Here is a 25,787-nt window from a genome sequence, read left to right on the forward strand (position 1 = left end):
TCATGGACTTAACGGATTACTTACAAAAAGAAAAAAGTTTCAAGGCGTTGGCCGAACAAGAAAAGCAAAAGCAAAAACAGCTGCTCTTGGGCTTGAATGGTTCAGCCAAAGCAGCAGGGATCGCCACCCTCTATCAAAACAAGGCGCGCCCGATCTTAGTGTTAACGGATACGGTGGCCCATGTTGAAGAATTGGTCCAGGATTTGACGGATCTTTTGGGCCAAGCGGCCGTTTATCGCTTCGTGGCCGAAGAGGCGGTCGCAACGGAACTAGCGATCTCATCGAATAACCACGTTGCCGACCGGGTAGCTGCACTGACTGCATTGGCTGAAGGCCAAAACGGGGTCTTTGTCACGAATTCGGCGGCCTTTTGTCGTTATGAGCCAAAACCCATGGCGATCCAATCAGCTTGTTTGGATTTGCAAGTTGGGCAACAGTATGACTTTGCCGGCTTGAAAAGTCGGTTAGTTACCTTGGGTTACGTGAACGCGCCACAAGTGGAACAAATTGGCCAATTTGCCACGCGGGGCTCGATTATTGATTTGTATCCCGCTGACCGTGAGGAACCGCTTCGGTTAGACTTCTTTGATGATGAATTGGATGCGATGAAGTCGTTTGATCCAGTGACTCAAAAGTCTACTGGCGAACTGACAAGTGCCCGGGTCCTGCCTGCTTCTGACCTGGTGATGGATGATGACACCTACGAAAAAGGGAAAGAGGCGCTAGAGGCAGCATTTTCGACTTACCGAAAAGAAGCCGAGGGTGTGGAAAAAAAGCACATTACCGAAGGGTTTTCCAAAACCCAAAGGGCCCTGGAAGAAGGGCGTCGAGACGAGGCAATTTTGCCTTACCTTGGGTATTTTTACGATGAAAAAGCGACCATCCAAGATTATTTGCCAGACGATGCGTTGGTCATTGTCGATGAGTATGCCCGTTTGCAGGAATCGCTTCTCACGCAAAGCGGCTTAGACCAAGACTGGTTCGACCTGCAAGTTTCCAATCGACAGCTGATTCCCCCCTTGGCTTTGCGCGCTGACTTGAGTGAGCGCTTGTCCGTCTTAGGAAAAGCCCAAACCTATTTTTCGAACTTGAAACGTGGCTTGAACCAGCTGACTTTTGATCATTTGCTTGAATGGACCTCGCGCCCAGCTAAGCAATACTTCGGGCAACTCGATGCGCTTTTTCCGGACTTGACCTTTGCCAAAGAACGGGGCTTAACCTGGGTCCTCTTGGTTGGTTCCAAAAGTCAGGCTGAGCGTTTGGTTGAGTCACTTGATTCAAGAGACATTCAGGTGCCAATTCATCAAAAAGTGGCTCAGAACCAGGTTCAAGTGGTGATTGGAAACTTGTCAGCCGGCTTTGAATGGCCGATGGCTCACTTGACGGTTCTAACGGAAAAGGAGCTCTTTGCAAAGGCCAGAAAACCAGTGGCGCGCAAGCAAAAGAAGCTACAAAACGCCGAGCGGCTGAAATCGTATAATGAACTTGAAGTTGGCGATTACGTTGTCCACCTCAATCACGGAATCGGACAATACCAAGGGCTCGAATCCTTGGAGGCAAACGGTGGCAAGCAAGACTATCTAGTGATTGCCTATCAGAAGAACGCCAAGATCTTCTTACCCGTTACCCAGTTGAATTTAATTCAAAAATACATTGGTGGTTCGGATGCCGGCAAGAAACCAAAGATCAACAAGCTGGGTGGCAGCGAGTGGCAGAAAACCAAAAAGCAAGTTCAAGAAAAGATCGATGATATCGCAGACGATCTCTTGGCCCTCTACGCTGAGCGGGAGGCTAAGCAGGGCTTTGCCTTTCCAAAAGATGATCAGGCACAGCTGAAGTTTGACACTGGCTTTCCATATCCAGAAACGCCCGATCAGATCCGTTCAATTGAAGAAATTAAGGTCGACATGCAAAAGAAGCGGCCCATGGACCGCTTGTTAGTTGGCGATGTTGGCTTTGGAAAGACCGAAGTCGCCTTAAGGGCCGTCTTTAAAGCGGCCCATGCGGGCAAGCAGGTCGCTTTGCTTGCGCCAACCACCATTTTGGTTCAGCAGCATTACGAGACGTTGGTGGAACGTTTTGCTGATTTTCCAGAAATTCGGATTGGTCATTTATCTCGATTCCAGACGAGTGCGGAGAATAAGCACACGATCGAGGCGCTTGAAAATCACGAATTGGATATCGTGGTCGGCACGCACCGTTTGCTATCAAAAGACGTGGCCTTTTCGGACCTTGGCTTGTTAGTCATTGATGAAGAGCAGCGCTTTGGTGTCAAACACAAGGAGCGCTTGAAACAACTGCGAAGCAATATCGATGTATTGACTTTGACAGCCACGCCCATTCCACGAACGTTGAACATGGCCATGGTTGGCGCCCGGGATCTGTCTGTCATTGAGACGCCGCCACTCAACCGTTTTCCAATCCAGACTTACGTGGTCGAACTCGATTGGACCTTGGTTCGAGACGTCATTCAAAAAGAGCTTTCCAGAAACGGTCAGGTTTTCTATTTGCATAACCGGGTGGCTGATTTGGACCGAATTCGCTCGCAAATCGAAGACGTGGTGCCCGACGCTCGGGTGGCCGTCATTCACGGGCAAATGTCTGAGATCCAACTGGAAGCCATTCTCTATGATTTCTTGAATGGGGAATACGATGTATTGGTCACGACAACCATTATTGAAACCGGTGTTGACATTCCAAACGCCAACACGTTGATTGTTGATAATGCCGATCACATGGGCTTGTCCCAGCTTTACCAGTTGCGCGGTCGTGTGGGCCGTTCGGCACGACTGGCCTATGCTTACTTCACCTATCCCTTTACCAGGACGCCTTCTGAAGAAGGCGAAAAGCGGCTAGAAGCCATTCGGGACTTTACCGAACTGGGTTCTGGATTTAAGATTGCCATGCGTGATTTGTCGCTTCGTGGCGCCGGGGATTTGCTTGGTAAGCAGCAGCACGGCTTCATTGATTCGGTCGGTTATGATCTCTACACACAGATGCTAAAGGATGCTGTGGCCAAAAAGCAGGGGGATCAGCCAGTCGAAGAAACCCAAAAAACCGATGCCGAATTAGTGCTTGGGGTCTTGGCCTTTTTGCCAGACGACTATGTAGCTGACAACGCGCAGAAGGTTTCCTTATATCAGCAAATCAAAAAAGCTCAATCCGATGAGGATTTTGATCAAGTCGAAGATGACTTGACCGACCGCTTTGGCGAATTGCCAGATGAGGCGGCCCGTTTAATTTTGGTTTCTCGTTTAAAAAATGTCGCGGATTTGGCGCAAGCCACGCAGATTCGACGACAAAAAGACAAGGTCGCGATCCGTTTTGATGAAGCCATGTCAAAGCAATTGGCGGGCGAGACGATCTTTATGGCCTTAAAAGACGTCCCTTACAAGGCGGTGGTCGATGGCAAGTCAAAACAACTGGCCGTTACCTTAACCATTAATTTAAAGCAGGAATCGGCTTACTGGCTAAATGCCGTGAAGGACTTTTTGGCCGAAGTGCTTCGTTTGACAGAAGAAAAGGATGAGACAAATGCGGATTGATAAGTTTTTAAAACTCTCACGAATTATTAAGCGCCGGACAGTCGCCAAGGAATTGGCCGATCAGGGGCGGATTTCCATTAATGACAAAGTCGTAAAGTCGTCTGCTAACGTGGGGAGCAATGATCAAGTCGAGATTCGCTTTGGAAACAAGGTCTCGACCTTCAAGGTCTTGAAGTTGCAAGATATCGTGAAAAAAGACGAAGCGGCTGATCTATATGAAGTTGTTTCGGAAACATATGAAAACGATCGTGAACAAGAAAGTTAAGAAAGGGCAAAAGTTCTTTTCTTATCTTGTATGTTTCAAAGAAGTGTGTAAAAATAGGCTTAAGGAGTAGTGGCGATGGCAGACAACAGTCGTTTACAACCAAATATTCGACCTTTGAACGCCCGGATTGCGCAGCAAATTCAAGCATCCGACGCCAAGCGCGAGGCGACACGCCAACATTATGCAAGAGCCCATCGCCGGCGCAAAAAGCAGATTCTTTTTGTTGGTTTGGCGATTGCTTCGGTCTTTATGTTGCAATTGATCTTTGGTCAGGTGCGTTTGCACGCGGCCAATAAGACGTTGACAAAGTCCGAAAATCAGCTGGCCGTGGTGCAAAAGAGTAACGACAGCTTGAAAAAAGAAGCCAAGCAATTGCAAGACGACGATTACTTGAAACAGCTCTTGCGCGATAAGTATGGCTACTCCAAGAAAAACGAAACGATTTACAACCTGCCCAACTAGGCAGTGATTAAAAGCCACCCTGCGGGGTGGCTTTTCTAAAAGGTATGGAAAAAGTAATTGGCCCGACAATTGAAAAAATCAAGCAGCACTTTTTGACAACAAAGACTGCTTCTTATACCAAAAAAGAAGCGGCTGAAGGGCGTATCACAGTGCATCCCAAGCTGGTCGTGGCTTGCTCTGGGGGCTTGGATTCCACGGTATTGCTGGATTCCTTAAGCCGTTATTTTCCAGAAGCGACTTTGCTAGTCGCCCATGTCAACTATCGGTTGCGCCAGGAAAGCGATGGGGATGCGGCCTTTGTTCGGTCGCTTTGTGCTTGTCGCGGTGTTGCTTTCTTTGAAAAGGTAGTTGATTTATCTGGTGAAGAAAGCGGGGTTGAAGATAAGGCCCGAAAGATTCGTTATGATTTTTTTGAAAGCATTCGAGAAGAACAGGCAGCCGATGCCATTCTCCTTGCCCAGCACCGAGACGATCAGGTCGAAACGGTCTTGTTGCAAATGATCCGCGGTGGCTTTTATCAGCAAAAGGCGGGGATGGCATTGATTCGGGAGCATTATCTGCGCCCGTTTTTAACGCTTTCGAAGGCTGATTTACGATACTACGCCGAAAAAAGAGGCCTTGCCTGGCGAGAGGATCGAACCAATCAGGATGCGACTTATACAGGGCGAAATCGCTTGAGGCAAGACGTTCTGCCGGCTCTTCGCACCATTAATCAGCGAGCCGATGAGCACTTACTACAAGTTGCCGACCAGCTTGAAAAAAACGACGCGTTGCTCAGGCGACTGGCCGAAAAGCATCAATTGCTTTTCGAAGCGGACTTTACAAAAGTCGACCGGGAACTCTGGCCCTTTTGTCTGCGATTACTAGCGGAATCAGCTGGCCTTTATGAAGTTGGCGATCAGCAGTTGCGCGGCATGCTGCACTTGATGGACAGCCCCCAAAAAAGCCAAGGAAAAGTCGACTTAAAACACGACTTTGTCGCCAGGCGTTCCTACCACCAAATTCGAATCAGTAAGAATGCCTTAGAAAAGAAAAAATCTGACGAGAAATTCGTTAATGACCGGCAACAGGCTGGCTCTCTTGTGTTAGAATTAGACCAATGGTATTTTTTGGACGATTTAGCCTTTCAAGTCCAGGGAAGTCCCCGGCAAAGTAGTGGTTTAAACCGATTGTTTTTGCCCGCTGACGTGGCACTTCCTTTGAGAGTGGAAAGGGCAAAGGCGGCAGATAAAATCCCCTTGAAAAAGGGACGAAAAAGTCTCCGCCGGCTTTTAATCGACGAGAAAATTCCAGCAGAAGAAAGGTCAAAAACCTATCTTCTCAAGGACCGAGAAAAGAATGTTTTGGCCGTCTTTTTGGGGCAAAAAAGCTGGTATTATACCGGCAACTGGCCCAAAGGGCGACCAAGTGGCAAGCAATGCTTAGTATGGCGAATTGAGGAAAACTAGTGGATAACGATATTGAAGAAGTATTATTTGACCAAGAGCAAATCCAAGAGGCTGCAGACCGTCTCGGTAAGACGATTACCGAAGATTATGCTGAGCAGAAGCCCTTGGTGCTGTCCGTTCTAAAGGGGGCTTACCTCTGGACAGCCGATGTGATTCGAAAGATTGATCTGTATGTTGATCTTGAATTCATCAAGATTTCTTCCTACCATGGCGGCGTGTCATCATCTAATGAAATTGCCTTGGTAACAGACGTTCAATCTGACGTAAAGGGCCGCGATATTCTCATTTTGGAAGATATCGTAGATACCGGACAGTCCTTGAAGTTCTTGGAAGAATTGCTCTTGTCTCGCGGGGCCAACTCTGTTCGGGTGGCTACGCTTTTGGACAAGAAGGAAGGCCGCAAGGTCGACATCAAGGCGGATTACGTTGGCTTTGACGTCAGAAACGAGTTTGTGGTCGGCTACGGCTTAGACTACAAGGGACTCTACCGGAACTTGCCATACGTCGGCATTTTAAAGCAAAGTATTTATAGTTGAGAGCGGATTGCTCTTCCATCGACCTGATCGTCGATTGGTAGTTTAGTAAGGATTGAGGAGTTCAGATGAAAAACGAAAACGGCGGCTTCTTTCGAAGCTCCTTCCTATATGTGATCATCTTCCTGGCGGTTATTGCGGGGATTTACTCGTTCATGGGTGGATCGAAGACAACAACCAAGGATGTTTCCCAGTCGGAATTTGTAAAGGCGCTTTCCAATAAGGAAATCGATTCCTTTAACATCCAACCAGGTAACGATGTCTACAACGTAACCGGAACTTATAAAAAGGATCAGTCAAAGTCCAAGAAGGGGTCAAACTCCGGCTTGAACGCGTTGATCGCCCAACAGTCACAGACGACTAAGTTCCAGACTTCTGTTTTGCAAAACGATTCGTCCATTAAGGACATCACGCAGGCAGCCAAGAAGACCAACACCGAAATGACCACGAAGCCGGCCGCTTCTTCAGGCTTCTGGCTGAACTTGATCATCTCGATTGTGCCAATGTTTTTGATTTTGGGATTGGCTTACATGATGATGTCGCGTGGTGGCGGCCAGGGTGGTCAAGGTGGCATGATGGGCAACTTTGGCAAGTCCAAGGCCAAGCCATCCGATCCAAAGGATAACAAGACCCGCTTTGAAAACGTTGCGGGGGCTGACGAAGAGAAGGAAGAACTGGTCGAAGTTGTTGAATTCTTGAAGTCACCAAAGAAGTTCACTGAAATGGGTGCCCGCATTCCAAAGGGTGTTTTGCTTGAGGGCCCTCCTGGAACGGGTAAGACAATGTTGGCCAAGGCGGTTGCTGGTGAAGCTTCCGTGCCATTCTTCTCGATGTCTGGTTCCGACTTTGTCGAAATGTTTGTTGGTGTCGGGGCTTCCCGTGTTCGTGATTTGTTCGAACAGGCCAAGAAGTCCGCACCTGCCATCATCTTTATCGATGAAATCGATGCTGTTGGACGCCGTCGAGGCTCTGGTGTCGGTGGTGGAAACGACGAACGAGAACAAACATTGAACCAAATCCTGATCGAAATGGATGGGTTTGATAACTCGGAAGGGGTCATCATTTTGGCCTCAACCAACCGTTCGGATGTCTTGGATCCCGCCTTGCTTCGTTCGGGTCGTTTCGACCGAAAGATCATGGTTGGGGCACCTGATGTCAAGGGTCGTGAAGCTATTTTGAAGGTTCACGCCAAAAACAAGCCACTTTCAGACAGCGTCGATTTGAAGGCGATTGCCCACCAGACGCCAGGTTATGTTGGAGCGGATTTGGAAAACTTGCTAAACGAAGCGGCCTTACTGGCTGCCCGTCGCAATAAAAAGACCATTGATGCAGCCGACTTGGACGAAGCCGAAGACCGGATCTTCCAAGGACCGGCTAAGGCCAATAAAACCATGTCTGACCTTGAACGCAAGACGACGGCTTTCCACGAAGCTGGTCACGCCTTGGTTGGGCTGGTTAAGTCGAACGCTTCGGTTGTTCGGAAGGTGACGATTGTGCCACGTGGCCGCATTGGGGGCTATGCCTTGATGACGCCAAAGACCGATCGCTACAATATTCGTTATTCCGAAGCCATCGAACAATTGGCCGGATTGATGGGTGGCCGTGCAGCCGAGTTAGCGACCTTCGATGAAGCATCATCGGGGGCAGCCAACGATTTCCAGCAGGCAACGAATTTGGCCCGCCAGATGGTGACGGCCTATGGAATGTCTGACAAGTTGGGCATGGTCCAACTGGAAGGAAACGCCTCCGTTTCATATAACGAAGGTGGCGGCGCCAAGTCTTATTCAGAAGAGACCGCGGCGTTGATCGATGAAGAAGTTCGTCGTTTGACCAAGCAAGCCTTTGAAGAAGCAACTAAGATTTTGACTGAAAACAAGGAAAAGTTGGCGCAGATCGCAAACGCCTTGCTCGAAGTTGAATCACTTGATGAAAAGCAAATTAAAGACATCTATGAAACGGGTCACTTCACGCCAAAGAGCGAAGAAGAAGACGAAGATGCCAAGTCTTATGATCAAACCAAGGAAGCCTTGAACCACAAGGAAGACAAGGCGGAAGAAGCGGAAGAAAAGGGTGATCAAAAGGAAGCGGACCAAGCATTGGAAGAAGATTCGAATGTCAAAGAAGACGCTGACGACGCCCCAACTGACGACGATTCCAAGTCATAAGCAGATGAAAAAGTTGGCTTCGGCCAGCTTTTTTTCATGAAAGGAGAAAACAATGGCAGATCAATTAATCAAGGTCATAACAAAAGATGAAGCTTTCCGGGCCTTTGCCGTGGATGGCACAACATTGGTTCAAGAAGCAGCAGAAGCTCATGAAACCTCGCGACTAGCAAGCGTTGTCTTAGGACGCGCCCTTTTGGCTACCGAGATTCTTGCCCAAGCCGCTTTGAAAGGCGAAGAACGGTTAAACGTTAAGATGTCCGGCCGTGGACCGATTGGTCAAATCGTGACAGAGGCTGACACGCACGGCGCTGTCCGCGGTTATGTATCCAACCCGAACATTGAGCCAATTGTTAACGACGACAACCAGCTGAACGTAGCTGGTGCTGTGGGGAACAACGGCTCCTTTCAAGTGACCAAGTTCGCCCCCTATTCCAATCCTTACATCGGCCAGTCGATCATGGTTTCTGGTGAAATCGGCGATGATTTCACTTATTACTTGACCCATTCGGAACAGATTCCTTCTGTCGTTGGTGTTGGGGTAACGATGAATCCAGATGATACGGTGAAAGCAGCCGGCGGCTTCCTCATTCAAGCTCTGCCTGGTGCCACGGATGAGCAACTGGTCGAATTGAACAACAAGTTGCAAAAAATGCCAGCTCTTTCCACCTTGCTTGGCAACAAGAAGGGCCCTTTGGCCATTTTGGATGCGGTCTTAGGTGACAAGAACTACCACGAATTACAGGCTATGACCATTGGTTTAGCAGCCGAGCCGGATAAGGAAGCCTATGCCAAGCAATTGGCTACCTTGCCATCCTCTGAAATCCAAGCGATGATCGACGAAGATGGCGGCGCTGAAGTGCGCGGCAAGTTCTCTGGTAAAAAGCATCAGTTTACGGCTCATGAATTAGACATTATTTTACAAGGTGTCTTGAAACGTGAGGCGGAAGAAGACAAGCAGGCAGACGATTCGTCTGACGAAAAATAAGAACAAAAAGTCGGCTTCGGCCGACTTTTTAAATGGTCTAGCATTTGCTATACTGTTTAGTAGATAAATGCGAGTAAATCGCCGACAGGAAGGTAATGATTCATGGCTGAAGAAAAAGCCCTCAATGATCAGATGCGCGCCCGCCGCCAAAAGATGCAGGCGTTAGAAGATGATCTCCATATCGATCCGTTTGGCCACCGTTTCGATCGCGATTCGTTGGCAGCAGACCTCCACGAAAAGTTCGATGGCAAGTCTGAAGAAGAATTGGCAGCAGAACCTAAAAAAGTGGTCATCGCTGGCCGAATGGTGGCAAAGCGTGGCGCTGGTAAGGTGATCTTTGCAGACATCCGCGACCGCTCTGGTCAAATTCAAATCTATGCCCGTCGTGACGACTTGGGCGACAACTATCCGATCATCAAGCGTTCGGACCTTGGTGATTTTTTGGGTATCGAAGGCCAGATGATGAAGACCGAAGCCGGTGAGCTGACGATCTTGGTCAGCCACTTGACTCACTTGTCAAAAGCCCTGCGCCCAATGCCTGATAAGTACCACGGTATCTCAGACGTTGAAACGAAGTACCGGAAGCGCTACTTGGATTTGATTGCCAACAACGACTCACTGGTTCGCTTCCAACAGCGCTCTCAAATCATTTCGGCTGTTCGTGCTTACATGGACCAGCACCAGTTCATGGAAGTTGAAACGCCAATCTTACAAACACAGGCTGGTGGAGCGGCGGCTAAGCCCTTCATCACACACCACAACGCCTTAAACATTGACATGTACATGCGAATCGCCACGGAGCTTTATTTGAAGCGCTTGATCGTTGGTGGGATGGAACGCGTCTATGAGATTGGTCGCATCTTCCGTAATGAAGGAATGGATGCGAAGCACAATCCGGAATTCACGACGATGGAATCCTATGCGGCCTATTGGGACTTCAAAGACGTGATGGACCAAGCAGAAGGCATTTTCAAAGCCGCTGCGGCTGTTGTCTCTGATGATTTGCAAATTACCTACCAAGGGGTTCAAATCGATTTGAACAAGCCGTTTGCCCGCAAGCACATGGTCGACTTGATTAAAGAAAAGGCCGGTGTTGATTTTTGGCCTGACATGTCGGTCGAAGAAGCGCAAAAGCTGGCCGACGACAAGGGCGTGAAGTACGAAAAGTTCTGGGGTGTTGGCCACATTATTAACGCCTTCTTCGATGAATTCGTAGAGGATACGTTGGAACAACCAACGATCGTTTACGGACACCCCGTCGAAGTGTCGCCTTTGGCCAAGAAAAATGCTGAAGACCCACGCTTTACGGACCGCTTTGAGATCTTTATCATGGGATCTGAATATGGAAACGCCTTTTCCGAATTAAACGATCCGATCGATCAACGGGCCCGCTTTGAAGCCCAAATGGCAGAACGGGAAAACGGAAACGACGAGGCTGAAGCCATCGACGAAGACTTCATCGAAGCCTTGGAGTATGGAATGCCACCTACCGGTGGTCTTGGAATCGGAATCGATCGGTTGGTCATGCTCTTGACGGACACAACGACGATTCGTGATGCCATCTTGTTCCCAACGATGCGTCCATAAGCAAGTAACCATTGACGTGCTTAACTTTTCTTTGTATACTGATTGAGTTAGTTAAGCACGAATTATTCCGAATTAGCTCAGTTGGTAGAGCACACGACTGTTAATCGTGTTGTCGTCGGTTCGAGCCCGACATTCGGAGTTTTCTGAGTCGCCTTAAGGTGGTTCTTTTTTATTTGCCATCTGAAGCAAAAAGGTGTATATTTCCATGAGACGGAATCATTGGATTCTGTTTAACAAAATAACTGACGCCCGTGAGCGTCGATTTTGAAAGGAATTGAATATGGATGCAAAAAAAGCACCGGCGCAACATCTGCGCTACCGCGATTTTTCAAAGAACCAGAAGCTAACACTCTGGTCGACGACGGCAGGATTTGGTTTGGAGCACATGGATGCGCTCTTCATTTCCTTTGCTATGACCTCGATCATTCAGTCGCTTGGGATTTCCAACTTTGCGGGAGGGTTGATTTCGACCTTCTCCATGTTTGGCACGTTAATTGGTGGACTGGTCTTTGGGATTTTGGCTGATCGCATCGGGCGAGTTCGTGTCTTTACCTGGACCTTGTTCATCGTGGCCTTTGCAACGGGGGCGATTTACTTTGCCCACAATATCTGGCTTGTCTATACTTTCCGCTTTATCGCGGGGGTTGGAACTGGTGCAGAGTATGGTGCGGGGGTCACGTTAATTGCCGAGAACTTTGCGGGCAAGAAGATCGGAAAGCTGACGTCGCTTAGTCAAATTGGTGGCCAGGTCGGCGCGATCTTGGCCGCAATCGCCTCTGCGATTATCATTCCACTCTTCGGTTGGAACGCACTCTTCTTGGTCGGCTTAGTCCCTGTTTTCTTTGCCTTTGTGGTGCGTCGGCACGTAAAGGAATCCGATGAATTCACCGCGACTAAGGCGAAGCGTCACGTTGAAAAAGAGACGCTGAAGGAAAAGTCACCGATCTTAGAAGTTTTCAAGACGCCTGCTCTGGCTTATCAGACGATTGCTTTGATTTTGATGATGATGGTTCAAACCGGTGGCTACTATGGTTTGATGAATTGGTTGCCTAAGATCATGCAAAAGCAATTGCACTTGTCCATTTCGGGTTCTTCTCTTTGGATGATTGTCACGATTGTCGGCATGTCACTTGGGATGTATTGCTTTGGCTACGTCTTGGACAACTTCGGGCCTCGTTTAGCCTTTGGAACGTTCTTAGCCTTGGCCGCTGTTACGGTTTACTTGCTGTTGGTGGCCAAGAGCGCCTGGTCGCTGCTTGCCATTATGATGGTCGTTGGTTTCTTCTCAAACGGCATGTATGGGGGCTATGGTGTGGTTGTGTCACGACTTTACCCGACCCATGCCCGCGTAACGGCGAACTCAGTTGTTTCATCAGTTGGTAAGCTGCTTGGTGGTTTCTTCCCAGCAATTATCGGCTGGCTGATGGATCAATACACGTTGAGCCACGTGATGCTCTTCTTCACTTGCATCTACCTTTTCTCATTAATAATCATGCTAACGATTCCTGCCTTCCATCGTAAGGATGTGCAGTTCTAATATTATGAAAAAAGACCACTTCGTGTGGTCTTTTTAGTTTGCTTTTCTTTCACAAAGTTAAGAAAGTGAGTCAATGACTGAATTTTCTTTATTCGATCAAATCGCTGGCAGTACTCATACAAGCGCTCTTGAATTCAGGGTTCATGGTAAGGAAGGTAGCCAGTCACTTTGTGAAAATGGCTTGCGTTGTGTCTTGAATTTCGGTATAGTATCGAGTGGTTATAGAACCAAATCTATGTTTTGACGAAATAATTGACGCCCGAGAGCGTCGGTTTTGAAAGGAAAAAATAAATCATGTCTGAAGAAAAACAGCAGGGTGCTGATCATCTGCGTTATCGCGATTTCACGCATAACCAAAAGATGACCATGCTCTCGACGACTGCCGGGTTCGGTTTGGAACACATGGATGCCATGCTTTTGCCATTGGCCATGTCATCGATTGTGGCTTCACTTGGGATTTCCAACACGGCAGGTGGCTTGATCACCACGATCTCGATGTTTGGTACGCTTCTGGGTGGGATGATCTTTGGTATCCTGGCTGATAAGGTTGGTCGTGTCCGCGTCTTCAATTGGACGATTTTCATCGTGGCCTTTGCGACAGCGGCCCTTTACTTTGCTAACAACATCTACGAAATTTACCTTTTGAAGTTTATTGCCGGTGTTGGAACGGCCGCTGAATACGGGGCTGGGGTGACGTTGATTGCAGAAAACTTTGCGGGTAAGAAGATTGGGAAGTTGACCTCACTTGCCCACATTGGTGGTCAAGTGGGCACCATCTTGGCCACGGTGGCCGCTGCCTTGATCTTGCCTCGTTGGGGCTGGAACGCGCTCTTCTTGTTTGGTTTGTTGCCGATCATTTTTGCTTTCTTTGTAAGACGTCATTTGAAGGACTCAGCGGAATTTGAAGCAGTCAAGGAAAAGCGCGAAAAGCAAGAGCAAAAGGCGCCCTTGAAAGAAGTGTTCAAAACGCCTGCTCTGGCTTACCAAACGACGGCGTTAGTGTTGATGATGATGGTCCAGATTGGTGGCTACTATGGGTTGATGAACTGGCTGCCTAAGATTATGCAAAAGCACCTTGGCCTTTCGATTTCTGGCTCTTCTTATTGGATGATTGCCACGATTGTTGGAATGTCTTTGGGAATGTATCTCTTTGGAAGCTTCTTGGATAACTTTGGCCCACGGATTGCCTTTGGTGGTTTCTTGGCCTTGGCGGCAATTTCGGTTTACCTTTTGCTTTTCGCTCAAAGTGCCTGGTCATTGCTTTTCATCATGATGATCGTTGGTTTCTTCTCAAACGGAATGTACGGTGGCTTTGGCGTTGTCGTTTCACGCCTGTACCCTGCCGATTCCCGGGTAACGGCCAATTCGGTTGTCTCATCTGGCGGTAAAGTCTTGGGTGGTTTCTTTCCAGCCATCGTTGGTTGGTTAATGGATAATTTCTCTTTGAGCCACGTGATGATGTTCTTTACGGCCGCTTACTTGTTCTCCTTGGTTGTTATGCTGACCATTCCGGCTTTGCGTCGCAAGGATATTCAATTCTAATTATTCTAACAAGTCGCCTGTTAGGCGGCTTTTTTTATTTGTCCTTAAGGGCGGCTGCTCGAAAACGAAGCCGCAGTTTTGAACCGTTATAAGCAGTTAAAAAATTCATCAAGTTTTTTTCAGAAAAGCGTTGACAGTCAGGATAGCAGATGGCATAATTAAATAGTTGTTTTGATACAGCAAAGACATTATTCCGAATTAGCTCAGTTGGTAGAGCACACGACTGTTAATCGTGTTGTCGTCGGTTCGAGCCCGACATTCGGAGTATGCCGATGTAGCTCAGTTGGTAGAGCACGGGTATCGTAAACCTGGGGTCGAAGGTTCGAATCCTTTCGTCGGCATCTTGCAGCGTCTCACTTTGGTGGGGCGCTTTTTTTGTCGCTTTTAACGCAAAATGGCCAACAAAAAAAGCAGACCCGAAGGTCTGCTTTTTATATTGATCATGCGGATGGCGGGAGTCGAACCCGCACGTCCTAAAGCGGACACAGGATCCTTAATCCTGCGCGTCTGCCAATTCCGCCACATCCGCAACTTAACTTTTAAAAGTTTACAGGGCTTTGCGGATTTTGTCAAGTCAAACAAAAAAATTACGATTCTTTTCGTCTGGAAAAGCAAATCTCTGATAAACTAGTACCAGATTGGAGAAATGCCGATGAAGTTATTTAAATGGTCGAAGCAAGACCAGCAAAAAAAACAAGAGCAAGATCGTATCGATTTTCTGAAGGAAGAAAACGACCAACTCTTAGATCAAATTGAGTCCTTAAAGCTCGATGTCACTGAATTAGAAGTTGAAAACCAACACCTGACCGAAATGGTTTCACGTTCTGGTTTCAAACGTCGCCTTCTTAGGATCGGGATGGGCCTTGCTGTCTTAGTTGTGACCTATGCGCTGTTGGTTTTGGTTGGCGAACGCAACAGTAATCTACCATGGTTGTTGTTGATCGAGGCAGCCTTCATCTTTGTCATGGGCCGAGGTGATGATCGATGAGTAAAGGATTGCGAAGACCACTGGTCTTGGCCAACTGGAAGATGAATATGGCCCCAAATGAGGTGCATCCTTATTTGGAAAAGGTTCTACCAGAAATCGAAAAAGACACCAAGGCGGACGTCGCAATTGCTGCCCAAGATCTTTATTTGGCAGACATGGTTCGTCAGGTGGCGGATAGCCGCTTGATGGTGGCTGCTGAAAACGCCCATTGGACGGATGAAGGGGCTTACACAGGAGAGACCTCTCCTAAGGCTTTAGCCATGCTTGGTGTTTCCTATGTCTTGATCGGGCACTTTGAGCGGCGCAAACTGTTTAACGAAACAGACGAACGCGTGAACGAGAAGACCAAGGCGGCCTTAAAGAATGGCTTGAAGCCCATCGTTGATTTGGACGAAGACCTTTCGGCTTACGCGAATGTCAAAAAGGAAAGTGTTGTTTTGAAACAACTGGCCTTGGCGTTGAAAGGCCTTTCTGAAACGGATATGAAGCACGTAGCCATTGCTTATGAACCCACCTGGGCAATCGGATCGGGTGAAGCGGCTTCGGCCGAACAAGCAGAAAAGTCAGCGGCGTTGATTCGTCAAAGCTTGGCCAATCTCTACAGTCGCGATTTAGCGGATAACACGCGGATTTTGTATGGTGGTTCGGTCACGACCACAAATGCCTCTGATTTCTTATCACAAGAAGATATTGACGGGATTCTCGTTGGAAAGGCCGCGCTGGATCCCGACCAATTCTTGAAATTAGTTGATTTGGCACAGGCCACATACTAAAAGTTAAACAGCTGTCAAATGTCGCTGTTATCAGTCAGCTGGTGTTAACCAGCTGACTTTTTTTATTTTTCAGCAACTAAAATTAATGGCCGACTCTTCTAGATTAGTGTTCAATTTGCCATATAAGGGTGGTATACTTTAATTGGAATTATTGAAACAATAACCCACAGACAAAAGGAGAACAGCTAAATGTCTTTGATTTCAGATATTATCGCACGTGAAGTTCTGGATTCCCGTGGAAACCCTACGGTTGAAGCCGAAGTAATCACCGAAGTTGGTGGCTTTGGACGTGGTATCGTCCCATCTGGTGCCTCAACTGGTGAACACGAAGCCGTTGAATTGCGTGACGGTGACAAGAACCGTTTTGGTGGCAAGGGAACGACGAAGGCCGTTGCCAACGTTAACGGTCCAATTGCCAAGGCCTTGGTTGGAAAGTTCGACGTAACGGACCAACGTGCCATTGACCAAGCCATGATCGACTTGGACGGAACGAAGAACAAGGGAAAGTTGGGCGCCAACGCGATCCTGGCTGTCTCAATTGCCGCTGCTCGTGCCGCTGCTGATGAATTGGGAATGCCATTGTTCTCATACATCGGTGGGATGAACTCATACGTGATGCCAACGCCAATGATGAACGTCATCAACGGTGGTGCTCACTCAGACAACAAGGTTGATTTCCAAGAATTCATGATCATGCCTGTTGGTGCTCCTTCAATCAAGGAAGCGATCCGTTACGGTTCAGAAACTTTCCACGAATTGAAGAAGTTGTTGGCTGCTGACGGTAAGGCAACTTCAGTTGGTGATGAAGGTGGCTTTGCCCCTGATTTCGCTAACAACGAAGAACCATTGCAGTACTTGATCAAGGCCATCGAAGGGGCCGGCTACAAGCCAGGTAAGGACATTGCCATCGCGGTTGATGTGGCTTCATCTGAATTGTGGGACGCCGACAAGGAAAAGTACGTTTTGCGTTGGTCAACGAAGGAAGAATTCGCAACGCCTGACTTCATCAAGTACTTGGAAGACTTGGCAGACCGTTACCCAATCATCTCAATCGAAGATCCTATCGATGAAAACAACTGGGATGACTGGGCTGCAATTACGTCAGAACTTGGCAAGAAGGTTCAATTGGTTGGTGACGACTTCTTCGTTACGAACACGGAATACTTGGCTAAGGGAATCCGTATGGGTGCCGCTAACTCAATCTTGATCAAGGTTAACCAAATCGGTACGATGACGGAAACGATGGAAGCCATCGAAATGGCTAAGGAAGCTGGTTACACGGCAATCGTTTCACACCGTTCTGGTGAAACGGAAGACACGACAATCTCTGACTTGGTTGTGGCTACTAACGCCGGCCAAATCAAGACTGGTTCAATGTCTCGTACTGACCGTATCGCCAAGTACAACCAATTGATCCGTATCGAAGAATTGCTCGGCGACACTGCCAAGTACAAGGGTGTTCACTCATTCTACAACTTGTCAGCACAAGCTCGTGAAGCAATCCAAGCAAAGTAATTGGCTTTAGAAAAACGCTCCATTTGGAGCGTTTTTTTATTTGCTTTCGTAATATCATAAAAGGGGTAAAACAATGAGCAAAGGAGATGTCAGATGCTAACACGTTGTCGTTGGGTCACGAGTGGTTTTCTCAGCCAAGAGTTGGTTGAGTACCACGATCAGGAATATAGCCGACCAGTTTATGATGAGCAGAAAGCCTTTGAGTATCTGGTACTGGAAATTTTTCAGTCTGGTTTATCTTGGCAGACCGTTTTGAAAAAACGGGGGGCATTAAAGGAAGATTTTTTTGATTTCGATGTTGAAAAAGTAGCCGGAATGAAAGTTTTTGACGTGGAACGTTTGATGCGCGATCCACGAATTATTCGCAACCGACGCAAGATCGAAGCGGTGATTTCAAATGCCAAAATTTTAGAAGAGTGGCATAAGCGTGGCGAGACACTAATTGATTGGCTTTGGCATTTTACCGATGGTCTGATGATTGACATTGGTCCTGAGGCTGAAGAAAAGCTGCCAGCTGCAACAAGATTATCCAAGGCAGTGGCTAAGGACTTAAAGGCGCTGGGCTTTTCTTTTACAGGGCCGGTTGTGGTTGAATCGCTCCTGCAAGCGGTTGGTATTCACAATGGGCACAACCAGGATTGTGACTGGCATGATCTTGTGACAAAAGAACAGTAAAAAAGACGAGCATTGCTGCTCGTCTTTTTTGGTTATGTCACATCGTTTAGAATGCGCGATCCGGGAGTCGAACCCGGATTGCAAGAACCGGAATCTTGCGTGCTATCCATTACACCAACCGCGCGGAACTATGTTATTATAACCTAATTTTTAGGAATTTCCAAGTAGGTTTCGGCGACTTTTTCAAAGCGAATCCGGCCTGCAAAGCGGTTCGTCAAGGATTCTTCAAAAGCTTTCACCGTTTTTGGGTCGACAGCTACTTGATGGTGAACCGCGGTGTCAAAGGTTGTGTCGATGAGTGGATAATCTTCTTGTTTGAGCCAGTATGTCAACTCGTCATTGTTCGAGTAGTCAACCGTCAACTCGAGCACTGCTCGGTTCAATCGTTCGACCAGGCCAAGCGCATCTAATCCTTGTGCTGTCGTGCCAGCATAGGCACGAATCAGCCCCCCAGCCCCAAGCTTAATACCACCAAAGTAACGGGTGACCACGGCTAAAACGTTGTGGACGCCCTGCTTTTGTAAAACCTCTAGCATTGGGACGCCGGCCGTGCCAGAAGGCTCGCCATCATCCGTGTAGCGCTTGATCTCGTCGTTATCGCCAATCACATAGGCAAAAACGTTGTGTGTGGCTTTGTAATGCTTTTTGTTTACTTGCTCAATCTTTTTTTGGGCTTCCTCTTCGCTTTCGACGCGGGCTAGATAAATGAGAAAGTCAGACTTTTTGATGGTTTGTTCCCAGTGTCCCTCCTGGGGTTTTAATAAGTAAAAGTGGTCCATGACTCGTATTATAACATGAAGAAAAATGTTGGAGAAGACAATTGGAGGTGTGATGCATGGGGTGCGTGGCTAAAAAGGAACTATATGGGCGTTTACTTACTTGGCCCAGGGGATGGCTCGAGGATGGTGGAAGAGCGGCGGATTTGCCAAAGGGCATTCAGTTGCTAAAGCCGCTCACAAAAGGGCACTGTACCCGCTGTGGCGGAACTGACCGGGCGCCACTTCCCCAAGGGCAAAGTTACTGTTTAGACTGTTTAGCTTTAGGCCGTGTTTCGACGCGTGATGTTTTGGTCACACTGCCAGAACCCAATGCTTTTGAAAAAAGGGGGAAGATGATTTGGACGGGCGAACTGACCGAGGAACAGGCGATTTTAAGTGAGGAAATGATACAAAATGCGAGAGATGGACACGATCAACTCCTCGTTGCCGTGACGGGTGCAGGCAAAACGGAGATGCTTTTTTGTTTGATTGATTGGGCCTTGTCTTCAAAACAGCGTGTCGGCCTTGTCTCACCTAGGGTGGATGTCTTGATGGAGTTGGCACCGCGTATAGAAAAAGCCTTTGACGTTAGCATGCAGGTCTTGTATGGCGAGCAGACAGCGCCTTATCGATATACACAGTTGGTTCTAGCAACGACTCACCAACTTCTGCGTTTTTATCGGGCTTTTGATCTGCTTTTGATTGACGAGGTCGATGCCTTTCCTTTTCGAAAAAATAGCTTATTGGAACGGGCGGTCGAGCGGTCATTAAAAAAAGACGGCCGCCGACTGTTGATGACCGCAACGCCCTCCAAAAAATTGTTGCGTGCGGTGCACCATGGCCAGCTTCGTTTATTGGAACGGGCGGCACGCTACCATGGCCACCCGCTTCCTGAGATCACCTGCCTTTACGATCGTCATTGGGAAAAAAGAGCGTCAAAGGTTCTAAAGAAAACACTTGCTGCTTTTCGTGAAGCTGGCAAACCCTTCTTCCTCTTTGTTCCAAGAGTAAGATATTTGCTGCCAGTGCTTTCCTACGTGCAAGCGCTCGGTTTTGAAGCGGGCACGACTGTTCACGCCAATGATCCCCAGCGGCTGGATAAGGTTCAACAGATGCGGGCAGGGCAGTTTGACTATTTGGTGACAACCACCATTTTGGAACGAGGGGTGACCGTTTCTGGCCTTCAGGTGGTCATTTTGGGAGCAGATGACCCAACTTTTTCAAAAGAAACTTTAGTGCAGATGGCGGGGCGTGTGGGTCGTTCAGCAGAAGATCCAGTTGGACAAGTTCTAGCCATTGCTGCAGGGCCAGCAAGAAGCATTCGAGCGGCCCAAAAAGAAATCCGGATGCTCAATCGAAAAGCTGAGGAGAAGCAGTCATGAATTGTCTACTTTGTGAACGTACGTGCCCAGACTCTTTATCAATGATCAGCCTGTTAACCGGCCATTTACCAGCGGAAAAACTGGTGTGTCAATCCTGCCAAAGCGGCTTTCAACGAATCGGTTCGGTGTGCTGTCCGGATTGTGGTCGGGATCAAAGAGGTTCAGTTAAAACGCTCTGTTCCGATTGCAAGCGCTGGCAGAAGATGGGCCTTCGTCCGTTGTCACACCGTGCTTTGTTTCGATACAACGAACCGATGAAGAAGTATATGAGCCGCTACAAGTTTCTTGGTGATTATCGATTGCGTCTTCTTTTTCAACAGGCGATGCGTGAACGGGTCATCAAACGAATGAAAGCAGAAAAACTAGACTATGTGATCGCCATTCCGATCAGCTCCGAGCGGTTAGCGCAGCGGGGCTTCAATCAAGTGGCGCCCTTTATTCCAATACAGGTCCCGTCGTGTCGGCCTTTGCGATTAAAAAAGCAGCCCAAAAGGGATCAGTCGTCTAAGAGTCGAAAGGAACGGATGGAAAGTTCCCAACCCTTTGAGCTCGAACCGGATGCGTTAAAAGTAGTCAAAGGAAAGCGGCTTTTAATAATCGATGATGTTTATACGACAGGACGAACGCTGCACCACGCGAGTGCGTTATTACTGGAAGCCGGGGCAGTTCATGTGGTTAGTCAAAGTTTAGCGCGGTAATGATAGTGGCCCGTTACCGTCTGTTAAATTCGTTAAGGCTTTTTAAAAAACGGTCTGATTACTTGAATCCTGCCTTTCTCATGGTTAAATATGGTATAATTGAAAGGATTTTAGGGAAGCCATTCGACTTTCCTCAAGTAAGCTAAATTTTGGAGTAAATGAACCATGGCAAGAGATATTGGAATTGATTTAGGAACGGCCAATGTGTTGATCTATGTTGAAGGCGAAGGGGTGGTTTTGAACGAACCATCCGTTGTCGCTGTTGATGACAAGACGGACCGCGTGTTGGCAGTCGGGGCCGAAGCCTACCGAATGGTTGGGCGTACGCCTGGGAATATTCGGGCCGTTCGTCCTTTGAAGGATGGAGTCATTTCTGACTTTGACATTACGGAAGCGATGTTGACTTACTTTGTTAACAAGCTAAACGTCAAGGGCTTCATGTCAAAGCCAAATATCATGATCTGTGCGCCAACCAACATTTCTGAAATTGAGCGTAAGGCGATCATTCAGGCGGCTGAAAAGGCCGGTGGTGCCAAAGTTTACTTGGACTATGAACCAAAGGTAGCCGCCATTGGTGCCGGCTTGGATATTTTCAAGCCAGTTGGCTCAATGGTGATTGATATGGGTGGTGGAACGTCTGATATCGCGATTTTGTCACTTGGTGATATTGTGGTATCTGAATCGATCCGTGTTGCCGGCGATCGTATGAATATTGATATTGTGAACTATTTGAAGCGCGAACATAACTTGGTCGTTGGTGAGCGTTCAGCGGAAACGATCAAGATTGAAATTGGGTCCGCTTTGCCTTCCGAGAATCCAAAGACGATGGCCGTCCGAGGACGTGATAACTTCCAAGGAATGCCACAGACCATTACGGTCAACGCCAATGAAATCGAATCCGCCTTGCATGAAACCTTGGCACAGATTGCCGATGCTGCCCACTTGGCTTTGTCAAAGTTGCCGCCCGAATTGGCCGCAGACATTATCGATCGTGGAATTATGTTGACCGGTGGTGGTGCTTTGCTTGAGGGCATTGATAAGTTTTTGGCAGATCGCCTTTCAGTGCCTGTCTTCATTGCCGATTCCCCATTGGACAACGTGGCCAAAGGAACGGGTGCATTGCTCGAACACATGATGGCTAAGGACTAAGGAGTTTTTTTGATGTCAAAGAAAAATCAGAGCTTTGCTGTCTCGCTGAAAAAGGATGGCGAATTGGTGAAGGTTTCGGTGGAAGAACGTGAAATCGGCCAAATTGAAAAGAACCAGGGCGCCTTTGTCGGAACCTTGGGTAAGCAAGTTGTGATTGCCTCTGCTCAATCAGAAGACGAAGCCTTGCAGGCGCTTTTGTCTGCTTATAACCTTTACTATTAAGTTTGAAAAAGAATCCTTTGCTTCGGCAAGGGGTTTTTGTACATAAAGACTCATCATTTTATTAGGGAGAAAACGATGCAACGTATCGGTGCTCATCAATCGAATCGAACATCTGCTTCAGAGTTGGACTGGGGAATGATCCTGGTTTTGATCTTGCTGATGTTAATCGGCCTTTACTCACTTTATTTTGCCATTTTGAATGGTGGAAAGGACGCCTCGCCCGTTCGAGCAGTGGTGATGCAACTCCTCTATTGGGTGGTCGGTGCGTTCATGATTGCTTTTATCATGCGCTTCGATGCTTTCCAGCTCTGGCGTTTGGCGCCCGTGGCTTATGGATTAGGGATCTTGCTGTTGATTGGCGTTCTCTTTTTCTATAACCGTGCTTTGGCTGCTTCGGCTGGTGCCAAATCTTGGATTGCATTTGGTCCGATTTCCCTTCAACCATCAGAAATCGTCAAGCCGGCCTTTATTTTGATGCTGTCAAAGGTCGTGGCCAATCACAACCGGCTTTACCCGGAACACACGGTTGAATCTGATTGGCGCTTAATTGGCAAGATGGTCGGCGTTTTCTTGCCGGTTGCCCTTTTGATTGCCTTACAAAATGATTTGGGAACACTCTTGGTTTTCATCGCCATGCTTGGTGGGATCACCATCGTTTCAGGTATTACCTGGCGTATCTTAGGACCGGCATTGATTGCTGCCGGGACTTTTGGTGCGACCATGCTCTTCTTGGTGACGTCTGCCATTGGTCGGACGATTCTTGGTTTCTTTGGTTTTCAAGCCTATCAATTTGCACGAATTGATGCTTGGCTTCACCCAGGCCAAGATACATCTGACACGGGATATCAGACTTATCAGAATTTAAAGGCCATCGGTTCGGGTCAACTCTTTGGTTCTGGCTTTGGCAACATGCGCGTTTTCGTTCCTGTTCGTGAATCGGATATGATTTTTTCGGTGATGGGGGAATCTTTCGGCTTTGTTGGAGGCGCTTTCCTAATTGCCGTCTACTTCCTTTTGTTGTATCTGATGATCAAGGCGACCTTTAAAGCACGCAATTCCTTTTACGCCTACATCGCGACCGGTGTTGTTGTGATGGTGCTCTTCCACGTCTTTGAAAACGTCGGCATGAACATTGGGTTGTTGCCTTTAACAGGAATTCCTTTGCCATTCATCTCCCAAGGTGGCTCCTCTTTGCTGTCAAACATGATTGGGGTTGGGTTGATTATGTCCATGTCCTATCAGCAACAGAGTCGTACTTTTAATGAATCAAATGACTTCTCACTCTAGGGGAAATTCATGGATCAGTTAACCATGGTGGCTGAAAAGCAAGCCATCTTATTAAAACAATTACGAGCAGGCGAGCTTTTTGAATCCTTGCCGGACCTATTGAAAGCGATTCGCGATGAGCTGCATTACGAAAAAGCAACTCCGGTAAGTCCGATTTTGTCAGAAGATGAGTTAATGAGACAGATGGTTGATTACCAAAATCTTTGGTCCAATCAAGACGACGGTGTCTCGGCTTATATCAATGATGAGGACTTAAGACGCTTTGTTAATTTGCTTTCGTCGCCAAAGGAATCGGTGCGGGATACGGGGGCTTTCTTCTTTCTTGGTAATGCCATCCAAAACGGTCATCTAAATAGCCAACAATTAGGCTGGTTAACAGCAGAGGTGATCGCAGACAATCGGCTTTTTGCCCATCTTTTGGAAGAAGAAAACGATGGGGCCTTCTATCGATCATATTGTGTCGCCATTTTAGCCATTCTCTTGAATGAGAATTTAGTGGCCGAAAAACCCTTTATTACTTCCGAACTTTTAGAAGCCCTCGTAGGTCAGCTGGGAATGTATTTGCTGCTTGAAAAAGACACGCGAGGTTACCTGGCCGATCATGGTTGGGTCCACATCTATACCCACTTGGCTAACGCACTTGGTCTGCTCTTTGACCAAAAGGGCTTGAAAAGAGCCGATAAACTTTATTTACTTGGTTGTTTGATGACCAATTTGCGTCTTATTGATACGCCATTGACGATGGGCGAACAGGGCCGGTTGGTTGGCACAATTTTGAATTTAACGAAGCGGCATGAACTCTATGCGGATTACTTGCTTTTATCGTTGAAACTTTGGCGGCAGGACTTAGTCAATGAGCCCTTTACTCAAAGTCGGGCAAGTTGGCAAATGCTTTATAACCGGGTCGATTTTTTTCAGCAAATCTTGGCCTATGGTCCAGACGCTTCGCCTGAAGAAATTTGGCAGTATGCGCAAAGTACAAAAAACTATTTATCATAACCCAAACCGTTCAGTCGGTTTTTAGAAAAGGAAACGAATATGTCAAAGCAACACGTTGTCTTACTTTTTGGTGGAAATTCTTCCGAACACGATGTGTCGAAGCGATCAGCTTATAACTACTACAAGGCCTTAGAAGAAACTGGCAAGTACGACTTGTCTGTTGTAGCCATTGCGCAAAACGGTTATTTCTTGGATGCTGAGCGCTCCATGAAGATCATGATGCAAGCAGACGAACAGCCCTTGGTTGATTCATATATGAAGGAATTGGCCGACGAAGGCCTTTTGTCACCGATTAAAGCGCTTGAAAAATTACCAAAAATTGACATCTTTTTCCCGGTCGTTCACGGAAACTTGGGCGAAGATGGAACCTTGCAAGGGCTCTTCCGTTTATTGGATAAGCCATATGTCGGCGCAGCCCTGCGTGGTCACGCGGTGTCTTTTGACAAGGTGTTGACCAAAGAAATTTTGACACAGAATCATATTCGAAATACCGAGTATCTGGTGACGTATGCAGGAGATGAGCAGCCATTAACTTGGGCCGAAGTTGAAGGAAAGCTTGGTTCAGTTGTTTTTGTTAAGGCTGCTAATCAGGGTTCTTCTGTTGGTATTTCTCGTGCGGAAAACGAAGAAGAATTCGAGGCTGCCTTAAAGGATTCCTTCCAATACGACCGCAAGGTCTTAGTGGAAGCGGCGGTAAACGGACCGCGTGAATTAGAAGTCGGCGTGATTGGAAACGACAAGGTCCTTGTTTCAGAAATTGGGGCTCACCAGGTGCCCGACCAGGGTGGTGATGGAAAGGGCTGGTACGACTACCGCTCAAAGTTTGTTGACAACTCTGAAGTGGCCTTTGAAATTCCGGCCAAATTACCCGATCCAGTGACTGCAGAAATTAAGGAAATGGCGAAGAAAGCCTATCGGGCCTTGAATCTATCAGGTGAAGCCCGCATGGACTTTTTGATTGATGAAGATAACGTTCCTTACCTGGGTGAACCAAACACGTTGCCAGGCTTTACAAACATGTCCTTGTTCAAGCGTCTTTGGGATTACTCGGATATTGACAACGCCAAATTGGCCGACATGCTTGTCCAGTATGGCTTTGACGCTTATCGTCAGTCGAAGCAGATTTCTTATTCATTTGAATCATTGGGTGAAGAAAAAGTCGGCACTTTCAACGGTGAAGATGGCAATCAACAGTAAGCAAAAAAGCAGACCAGATGGTCTGCTTTTTTTGTGTTTTTGTTTGTTAATCTGCCGGTTAGTGGCTGCTTATCA

At 47.5% G+C, this 25,787-nt stretch carries 22 protein-coding genes and 5 tRNA genes; 24 read left to right on the plus strand and 3 right to left on the minus strand.

Translation table 11 applies throughout. From position 1 onward, the window contains the following. The first annotated feature begins 2 nt into the window (after positions 1-2). From mfd to G6R27_RS06135, 13 genes are all read left to right on the plus strand, one after another. Positions 3-3,545 (plus strand): transcription-repair coupling factor, encoded by a 3,543-nt coding sequence (gene mfd / locus G6R27_RS06075; protein WP_213820182.1) that lies wholly within the window; start codon positions 3-5, stop codon positions 3,543-3,545. Further along, the gene (locus G6R27_RS06080; protein ID WP_213820183.1) at positions 3,535-3,810 is read left to right on the plus strand and encodes an RNA-binding S4 domain-containing protein; all 276 of its coding nucleotides are present in this window, start codon (positions 3,535-3,537) and stop codon (positions 3,808-3,810) included. The genes mfd and G6R27_RS06080 overlap by 11 nt, the downstream gene beginning before the upstream one ends. 75 nt (positions 3,811-3,885) lie before the next feature. Then, complete coding sequence (locus G6R27_RS06085) at positions 3,886-4,272, plus strand: FtsB family cell division protein (RefSeq protein ID WP_213820184.1); 387 nt, start codon at positions 3,886-3,888, stop codon at positions 4,270-4,272. A gap of 44 nt (positions 4,273-4,316) precedes the next feature. Next, positions 4,317-5,720, plus strand: a complete 1,404-nt coding sequence (gene tilS / locus G6R27_RS06090) for a tRNA lysidine(34) synthetase TilS (protein WP_213820185.1) — start codon at positions 4,317-4,319, stop codon at positions 5,718-5,720. Continuing rightward, a complete protein-coding gene (gene hpt, locus G6R27_RS06095) occupies positions 5,720-6,256 on the plus strand; it encodes a hypoxanthine phosphoribosyltransferase (RefSeq protein WP_213820186.1) in 537 nt (178 codons plus the stop codon). The genes tilS and hpt overlap by 1 nt, the downstream gene beginning before the upstream one ends. 65 nt (positions 6,257-6,321) lie before the next feature. Next, positions 6,322-8,418, plus strand: coding sequence for an ATP-dependent zinc metalloprotease FtsH (gene ftsH / locus G6R27_RS06100; RefSeq protein WP_213820187.1), 2,097 nt, complete (start codon positions 6,322-6,324; stop codon positions 8,416-8,418). 52 nt (positions 8,419-8,470) lie between these two features. Further along, the gene (gene hslO, locus G6R27_RS06105) at positions 8,471-9,403 is read left to right on the plus strand and encodes an Hsp33 family molecular chaperone HslO (protein ID WP_213820188.1); all 933 of its coding nucleotides are present in this window, start codon (positions 8,471-8,473) and stop codon (positions 9,401-9,403) included. Positions 9,404-9,505: 102 nt separating this feature from the next. After that, positions 9,506-10,990 (plus strand): lysine--tRNA ligase, encoded by a 1,485-nt coding sequence (gene lysS, locus G6R27_RS06110; RefSeq protein ID WP_213820189.1) that lies wholly within the window; start codon positions 9,506-9,508, stop codon positions 10,988-10,990. Between the two features lie 66 nt (positions 10,991-11,056). Further along, a tRNA-Asn gene (locus tag G6R27_RS06115) sits at positions 11,057-11,129 on the plus strand. Between the two features lie 141 nt (positions 11,130-11,270). Continuing rightward, positions 11,271-12,527, plus strand: a complete 1,257-nt coding sequence (locus G6R27_RS06120) for an MFS transporter (protein ID WP_213820190.1) — start codon at positions 11,271-11,273, stop codon at positions 12,525-12,527. A gap of 294 nt (positions 12,528-12,821) precedes the next feature. Beyond that, complete coding sequence (locus G6R27_RS06125) at positions 12,822-14,069, plus strand: MFS transporter (RefSeq protein WP_213820191.1); 1,248 nt, start codon at positions 12,822-12,824, stop codon at positions 14,067-14,069. Between the two features lie 192 nt (positions 14,070-14,261). Then, positions 14,262-14,334, plus strand: a tRNA-Asn gene (locus tag G6R27_RS06130). A 3-nt stretch (positions 14,335-14,337) separates the two neighbouring features. Next, positions 14,338-14,410 (plus strand) — tRNA-Thr (locus tag G6R27_RS06135). 102 nt (positions 14,411-14,512) lie between these two features. Here the strand turns inward: G6R27_RS06135 and G6R27_RS06140 are convergent. Then, positions 14,513-14,598, minus strand: a tRNA-Leu gene (locus G6R27_RS06140). 123 nt (positions 14,599-14,721) lie between these two features. Here G6R27_RS06140 and G6R27_RS06145 point away from each other — a divergent pair. From G6R27_RS06145 to G6R27_RS06160, 4 genes are all read left to right on the plus strand, one after another. Next, a complete protein-coding gene (locus G6R27_RS06145; RefSeq protein WP_213820192.1) occupies positions 14,722-15,057 on the plus strand; it encodes a hypothetical protein in 336 nt (111 codons plus the stop codon). Continuing rightward, on the plus strand, positions 15,054-15,830 hold the full coding sequence (tpiA, locus tag G6R27_RS06150) for a triose-phosphate isomerase (protein ID WP_213820193.1): 777 nt from the start codon (positions 15,054-15,056) through the stop codon (positions 15,828-15,830). Before G6R27_RS06145 ends, tpiA begins: the two co-directional genes overlap by 4 nt. A 189-nt stretch (positions 15,831-16,019) precedes the next feature. Next, a complete protein-coding gene (gene eno, locus G6R27_RS06155) occupies positions 16,020-17,345 on the plus strand; it encodes a phosphopyruvate hydratase (RefSeq protein WP_213820194.1) in 1,326 nt (441 codons plus the stop codon). A 93-nt stretch (positions 17,346-17,438) separates the two neighbouring features. Next, complete coding sequence (locus tag G6R27_RS06160; RefSeq protein WP_213820195.1) at positions 17,439-18,020, plus strand: DNA-3-methyladenine glycosylase I; 582 nt, start codon at positions 17,439-17,441, stop codon at positions 18,018-18,020. 52 nt (positions 18,021-18,072) lie between these two features. Here G6R27_RS06160 and G6R27_RS06165 read toward each other — a convergent pair. After that, positions 18,073-18,144 (minus strand) — tRNA-Arg (locus G6R27_RS06165). Positions 18,145-18,163: 19 nt separating this feature from the next. Further along, a complete protein-coding gene (locus tag G6R27_RS06170) occupies positions 18,164-18,799 on the minus strand; it encodes a YigZ family protein (RefSeq protein WP_213820196.1) in 636 nt (211 codons plus the stop codon). Positions 18,800-18,855: 56 nt separating this feature from the next. Here G6R27_RS06170 and G6R27_RS06175 point away from each other — a divergent pair, with 56 nt between their 5' ends. The 7 genes from G6R27_RS06175 (at position 18,856) to G6R27_RS06205 (ending at position 25,712) form a co-directional block, all read left to right on the plus strand. Beyond that, positions 18,856-20,160, plus strand: coding sequence for a helicase-related protein (locus tag G6R27_RS06175; RefSeq protein WP_213820197.1), 1,305 nt, complete (start codon positions 18,856-18,858; stop codon positions 20,158-20,160). Positions 20,161-20,426: 266 nt separating this feature from the next. Then, positions 20,427-20,858 carry a ComF family protein gene (locus G6R27_RS06180; RefSeq protein WP_213820198.1) on the plus strand — a complete coding sequence of 144 codons (432 nt, stop codon included), beginning with the start codon at positions 20,427-20,429 and terminating at the stop codon, positions 20,856-20,858. A 165-nt stretch (positions 20,859-21,023) separates the two neighbouring features. Continuing rightward, positions 21,024-22,007: a rod shape-determining protein gene (gene mreB, locus G6R27_RS06185; RefSeq protein WP_213820199.1), complete on the plus strand. Its 984-nt coding sequence runs from the start codon at positions 21,024-21,026 to the stop codon at positions 22,005-22,007. A gap of 12 nt (positions 22,008-22,019) precedes the next feature. Beyond that, positions 22,020-22,229: a DUF2969 family protein gene (locus G6R27_RS06190; RefSeq protein ID WP_213820200.1), complete on the plus strand. Its 210-nt coding sequence runs from the start codon at positions 22,020-22,022 to the stop codon at positions 22,227-22,229. 75 nt (positions 22,230-22,304) lie between these two features. Then, positions 22,305-23,516: an FtsW/RodA/SpoVE family cell cycle protein gene (locus G6R27_RS06195; RefSeq protein ID WP_213820201.1), complete on the plus strand. Its 1,212-nt coding sequence runs from the start codon at positions 22,305-22,307 to the stop codon at positions 23,514-23,516. A 9-nt stretch (positions 23,517-23,525) separates the two neighbouring features. Continuing rightward, positions 23,526-24,515, plus strand: a complete 990-nt coding sequence (locus G6R27_RS06200) for a DUF2785 domain-containing protein (protein ID WP_213820202.1) — start codon at positions 23,526-23,528, stop codon at positions 24,513-24,515. 39 nt (positions 24,516-24,554) lie between these two features. After that, a complete protein-coding gene (locus tag G6R27_RS06205; protein ID WP_213820203.1) occupies positions 24,555-25,712 on the plus strand; it encodes a D-alanine--D-alanine ligase family protein in 1,158 nt (385 codons plus the stop codon). Positions 25,713-25,787 lie beyond the last annotated feature (75 nt).

It is taken from the genome of Fructobacillus papyriferae, from assembly GCF_018437225.1.
GTDB classification, from domain to species: Bacteria; Bacillota; Bacilli; order Lactobacillales; family Lactobacillaceae; genus Fructobacillus; species Fructobacillus papyriferae.

Coding starts and splice junctions, on each gene's coding strand:
- mfd (WP_213820182.1), top strand. CDS start 3: ATGGACTTAACGGATTACTTACAAAAAGAAAAAAGTTTCAAGGCGTTG.
- G6R27_RS06080 (WP_213820183.1), top strand. CDS start 3,535: ATGCGGATTGATAAGTTTTTAAAACTCTCACGAATTATTAAGCGCCGG.
- G6R27_RS06085 (WP_213820184.1), top strand. CDS start 3,886: ATGGCAGACAACAGTCGTTTACAACCAAATATTCGACCTTTGAACGCC.
- tilS (WP_213820185.1), top strand. CDS start 4,317: ATGGAAAAAGTAATTGGCCCGACAATTGAAAAAATCAAGCAGCACTTT.
- ftsH (WP_213820187.1), top strand. CDS start 6,322: ATGAAAAACGAAAACGGCGGCTTCTTTCGAAGCTCCTTCCTATATGTG.
- hslO (WP_213820188.1), top strand. CDS start 8,471: ATGGCAGATCAATTAATCAAGGTCATAACAAAAGATGAAGCTTTCCGG.
- lysS (WP_213820189.1), top strand. CDS start 9,506: ATGGCTGAAGAAAAAGCCCTCAATGATCAGATGCGCGCCCGCCGCCAA.
- G6R27_RS06120 (WP_213820190.1), top strand. CDS start 11,271: ATGGATGCAAAAAAAGCACCGGCGCAACATCTGCGCTACCGCGATTTT.
- G6R27_RS06125 (WP_213820191.1), top strand. CDS start 12,822: ATGTCTGAAGAAAAACAGCAGGGTGCTGATCATCTGCGTTATCGCGAT.
- G6R27_RS06145 (WP_213820192.1), top strand. CDS start 14,722: ATGAAGTTATTTAAATGGTCGAAGCAAGACCAGCAAAAAAAACAAGAG.
- tpiA (WP_213820193.1), top strand. CDS start 15,054: ATGAGTAAAGGATTGCGAAGACCACTGGTCTTGGCCAACTGGAAGATG.
- eno (WP_213820194.1), top strand. CDS start 16,020: ATGTCTTTGATTTCAGATATTATCGCACGTGAAGTTCTGGATTCCCGT.
- G6R27_RS06160 (WP_213820195.1), top strand. CDS start 17,439: ATGCTAACACGTTGTCGTTGGGTCACGAGTGGTTTTCTCAGCCAAGAG.
- G6R27_RS06170 (WP_213820196.1), bottom strand. CDS start 18,799: ATGGACCACTTTTACTTATTAAAACCCCAGGAGGGACACTGGGAACAA.
- G6R27_RS06175 (WP_213820197.1), top strand. CDS start 18,856: ATGGGGTGCGTGGCTAAAAAGGAACTATATGGGCGTTTACTTACTTGG.
- G6R27_RS06180 (WP_213820198.1), top strand. CDS start 20,427: ATGAGCCGCTACAAGTTTCTTGGTGATTATCGATTGCGTCTTCTTTTT.
- mreB (WP_213820199.1), top strand. CDS start 21,024: ATGGCAAGAGATATTGGAATTGATTTAGGAACGGCCAATGTGTTGATC.
- G6R27_RS06190 (WP_213820200.1), top strand. CDS start 22,020: ATGTCAAAGAAAAATCAGAGCTTTGCTGTCTCGCTGAAAAAGGATGGC.
- G6R27_RS06195 (WP_213820201.1), top strand. CDS start 22,305: ATGCAACGTATCGGTGCTCATCAATCGAATCGAACATCTGCTTCAGAG.
- G6R27_RS06200 (WP_213820202.1), top strand. CDS start 23,526: ATGGATCAGTTAACCATGGTGGCTGAAAAGCAAGCCATCTTATTAAAA.
- G6R27_RS06205 (WP_213820203.1), top strand. CDS start 24,555: ATGTCAAAGCAACACGTTGTCTTACTTTTTGGTGGAAATTCTTCCGAA.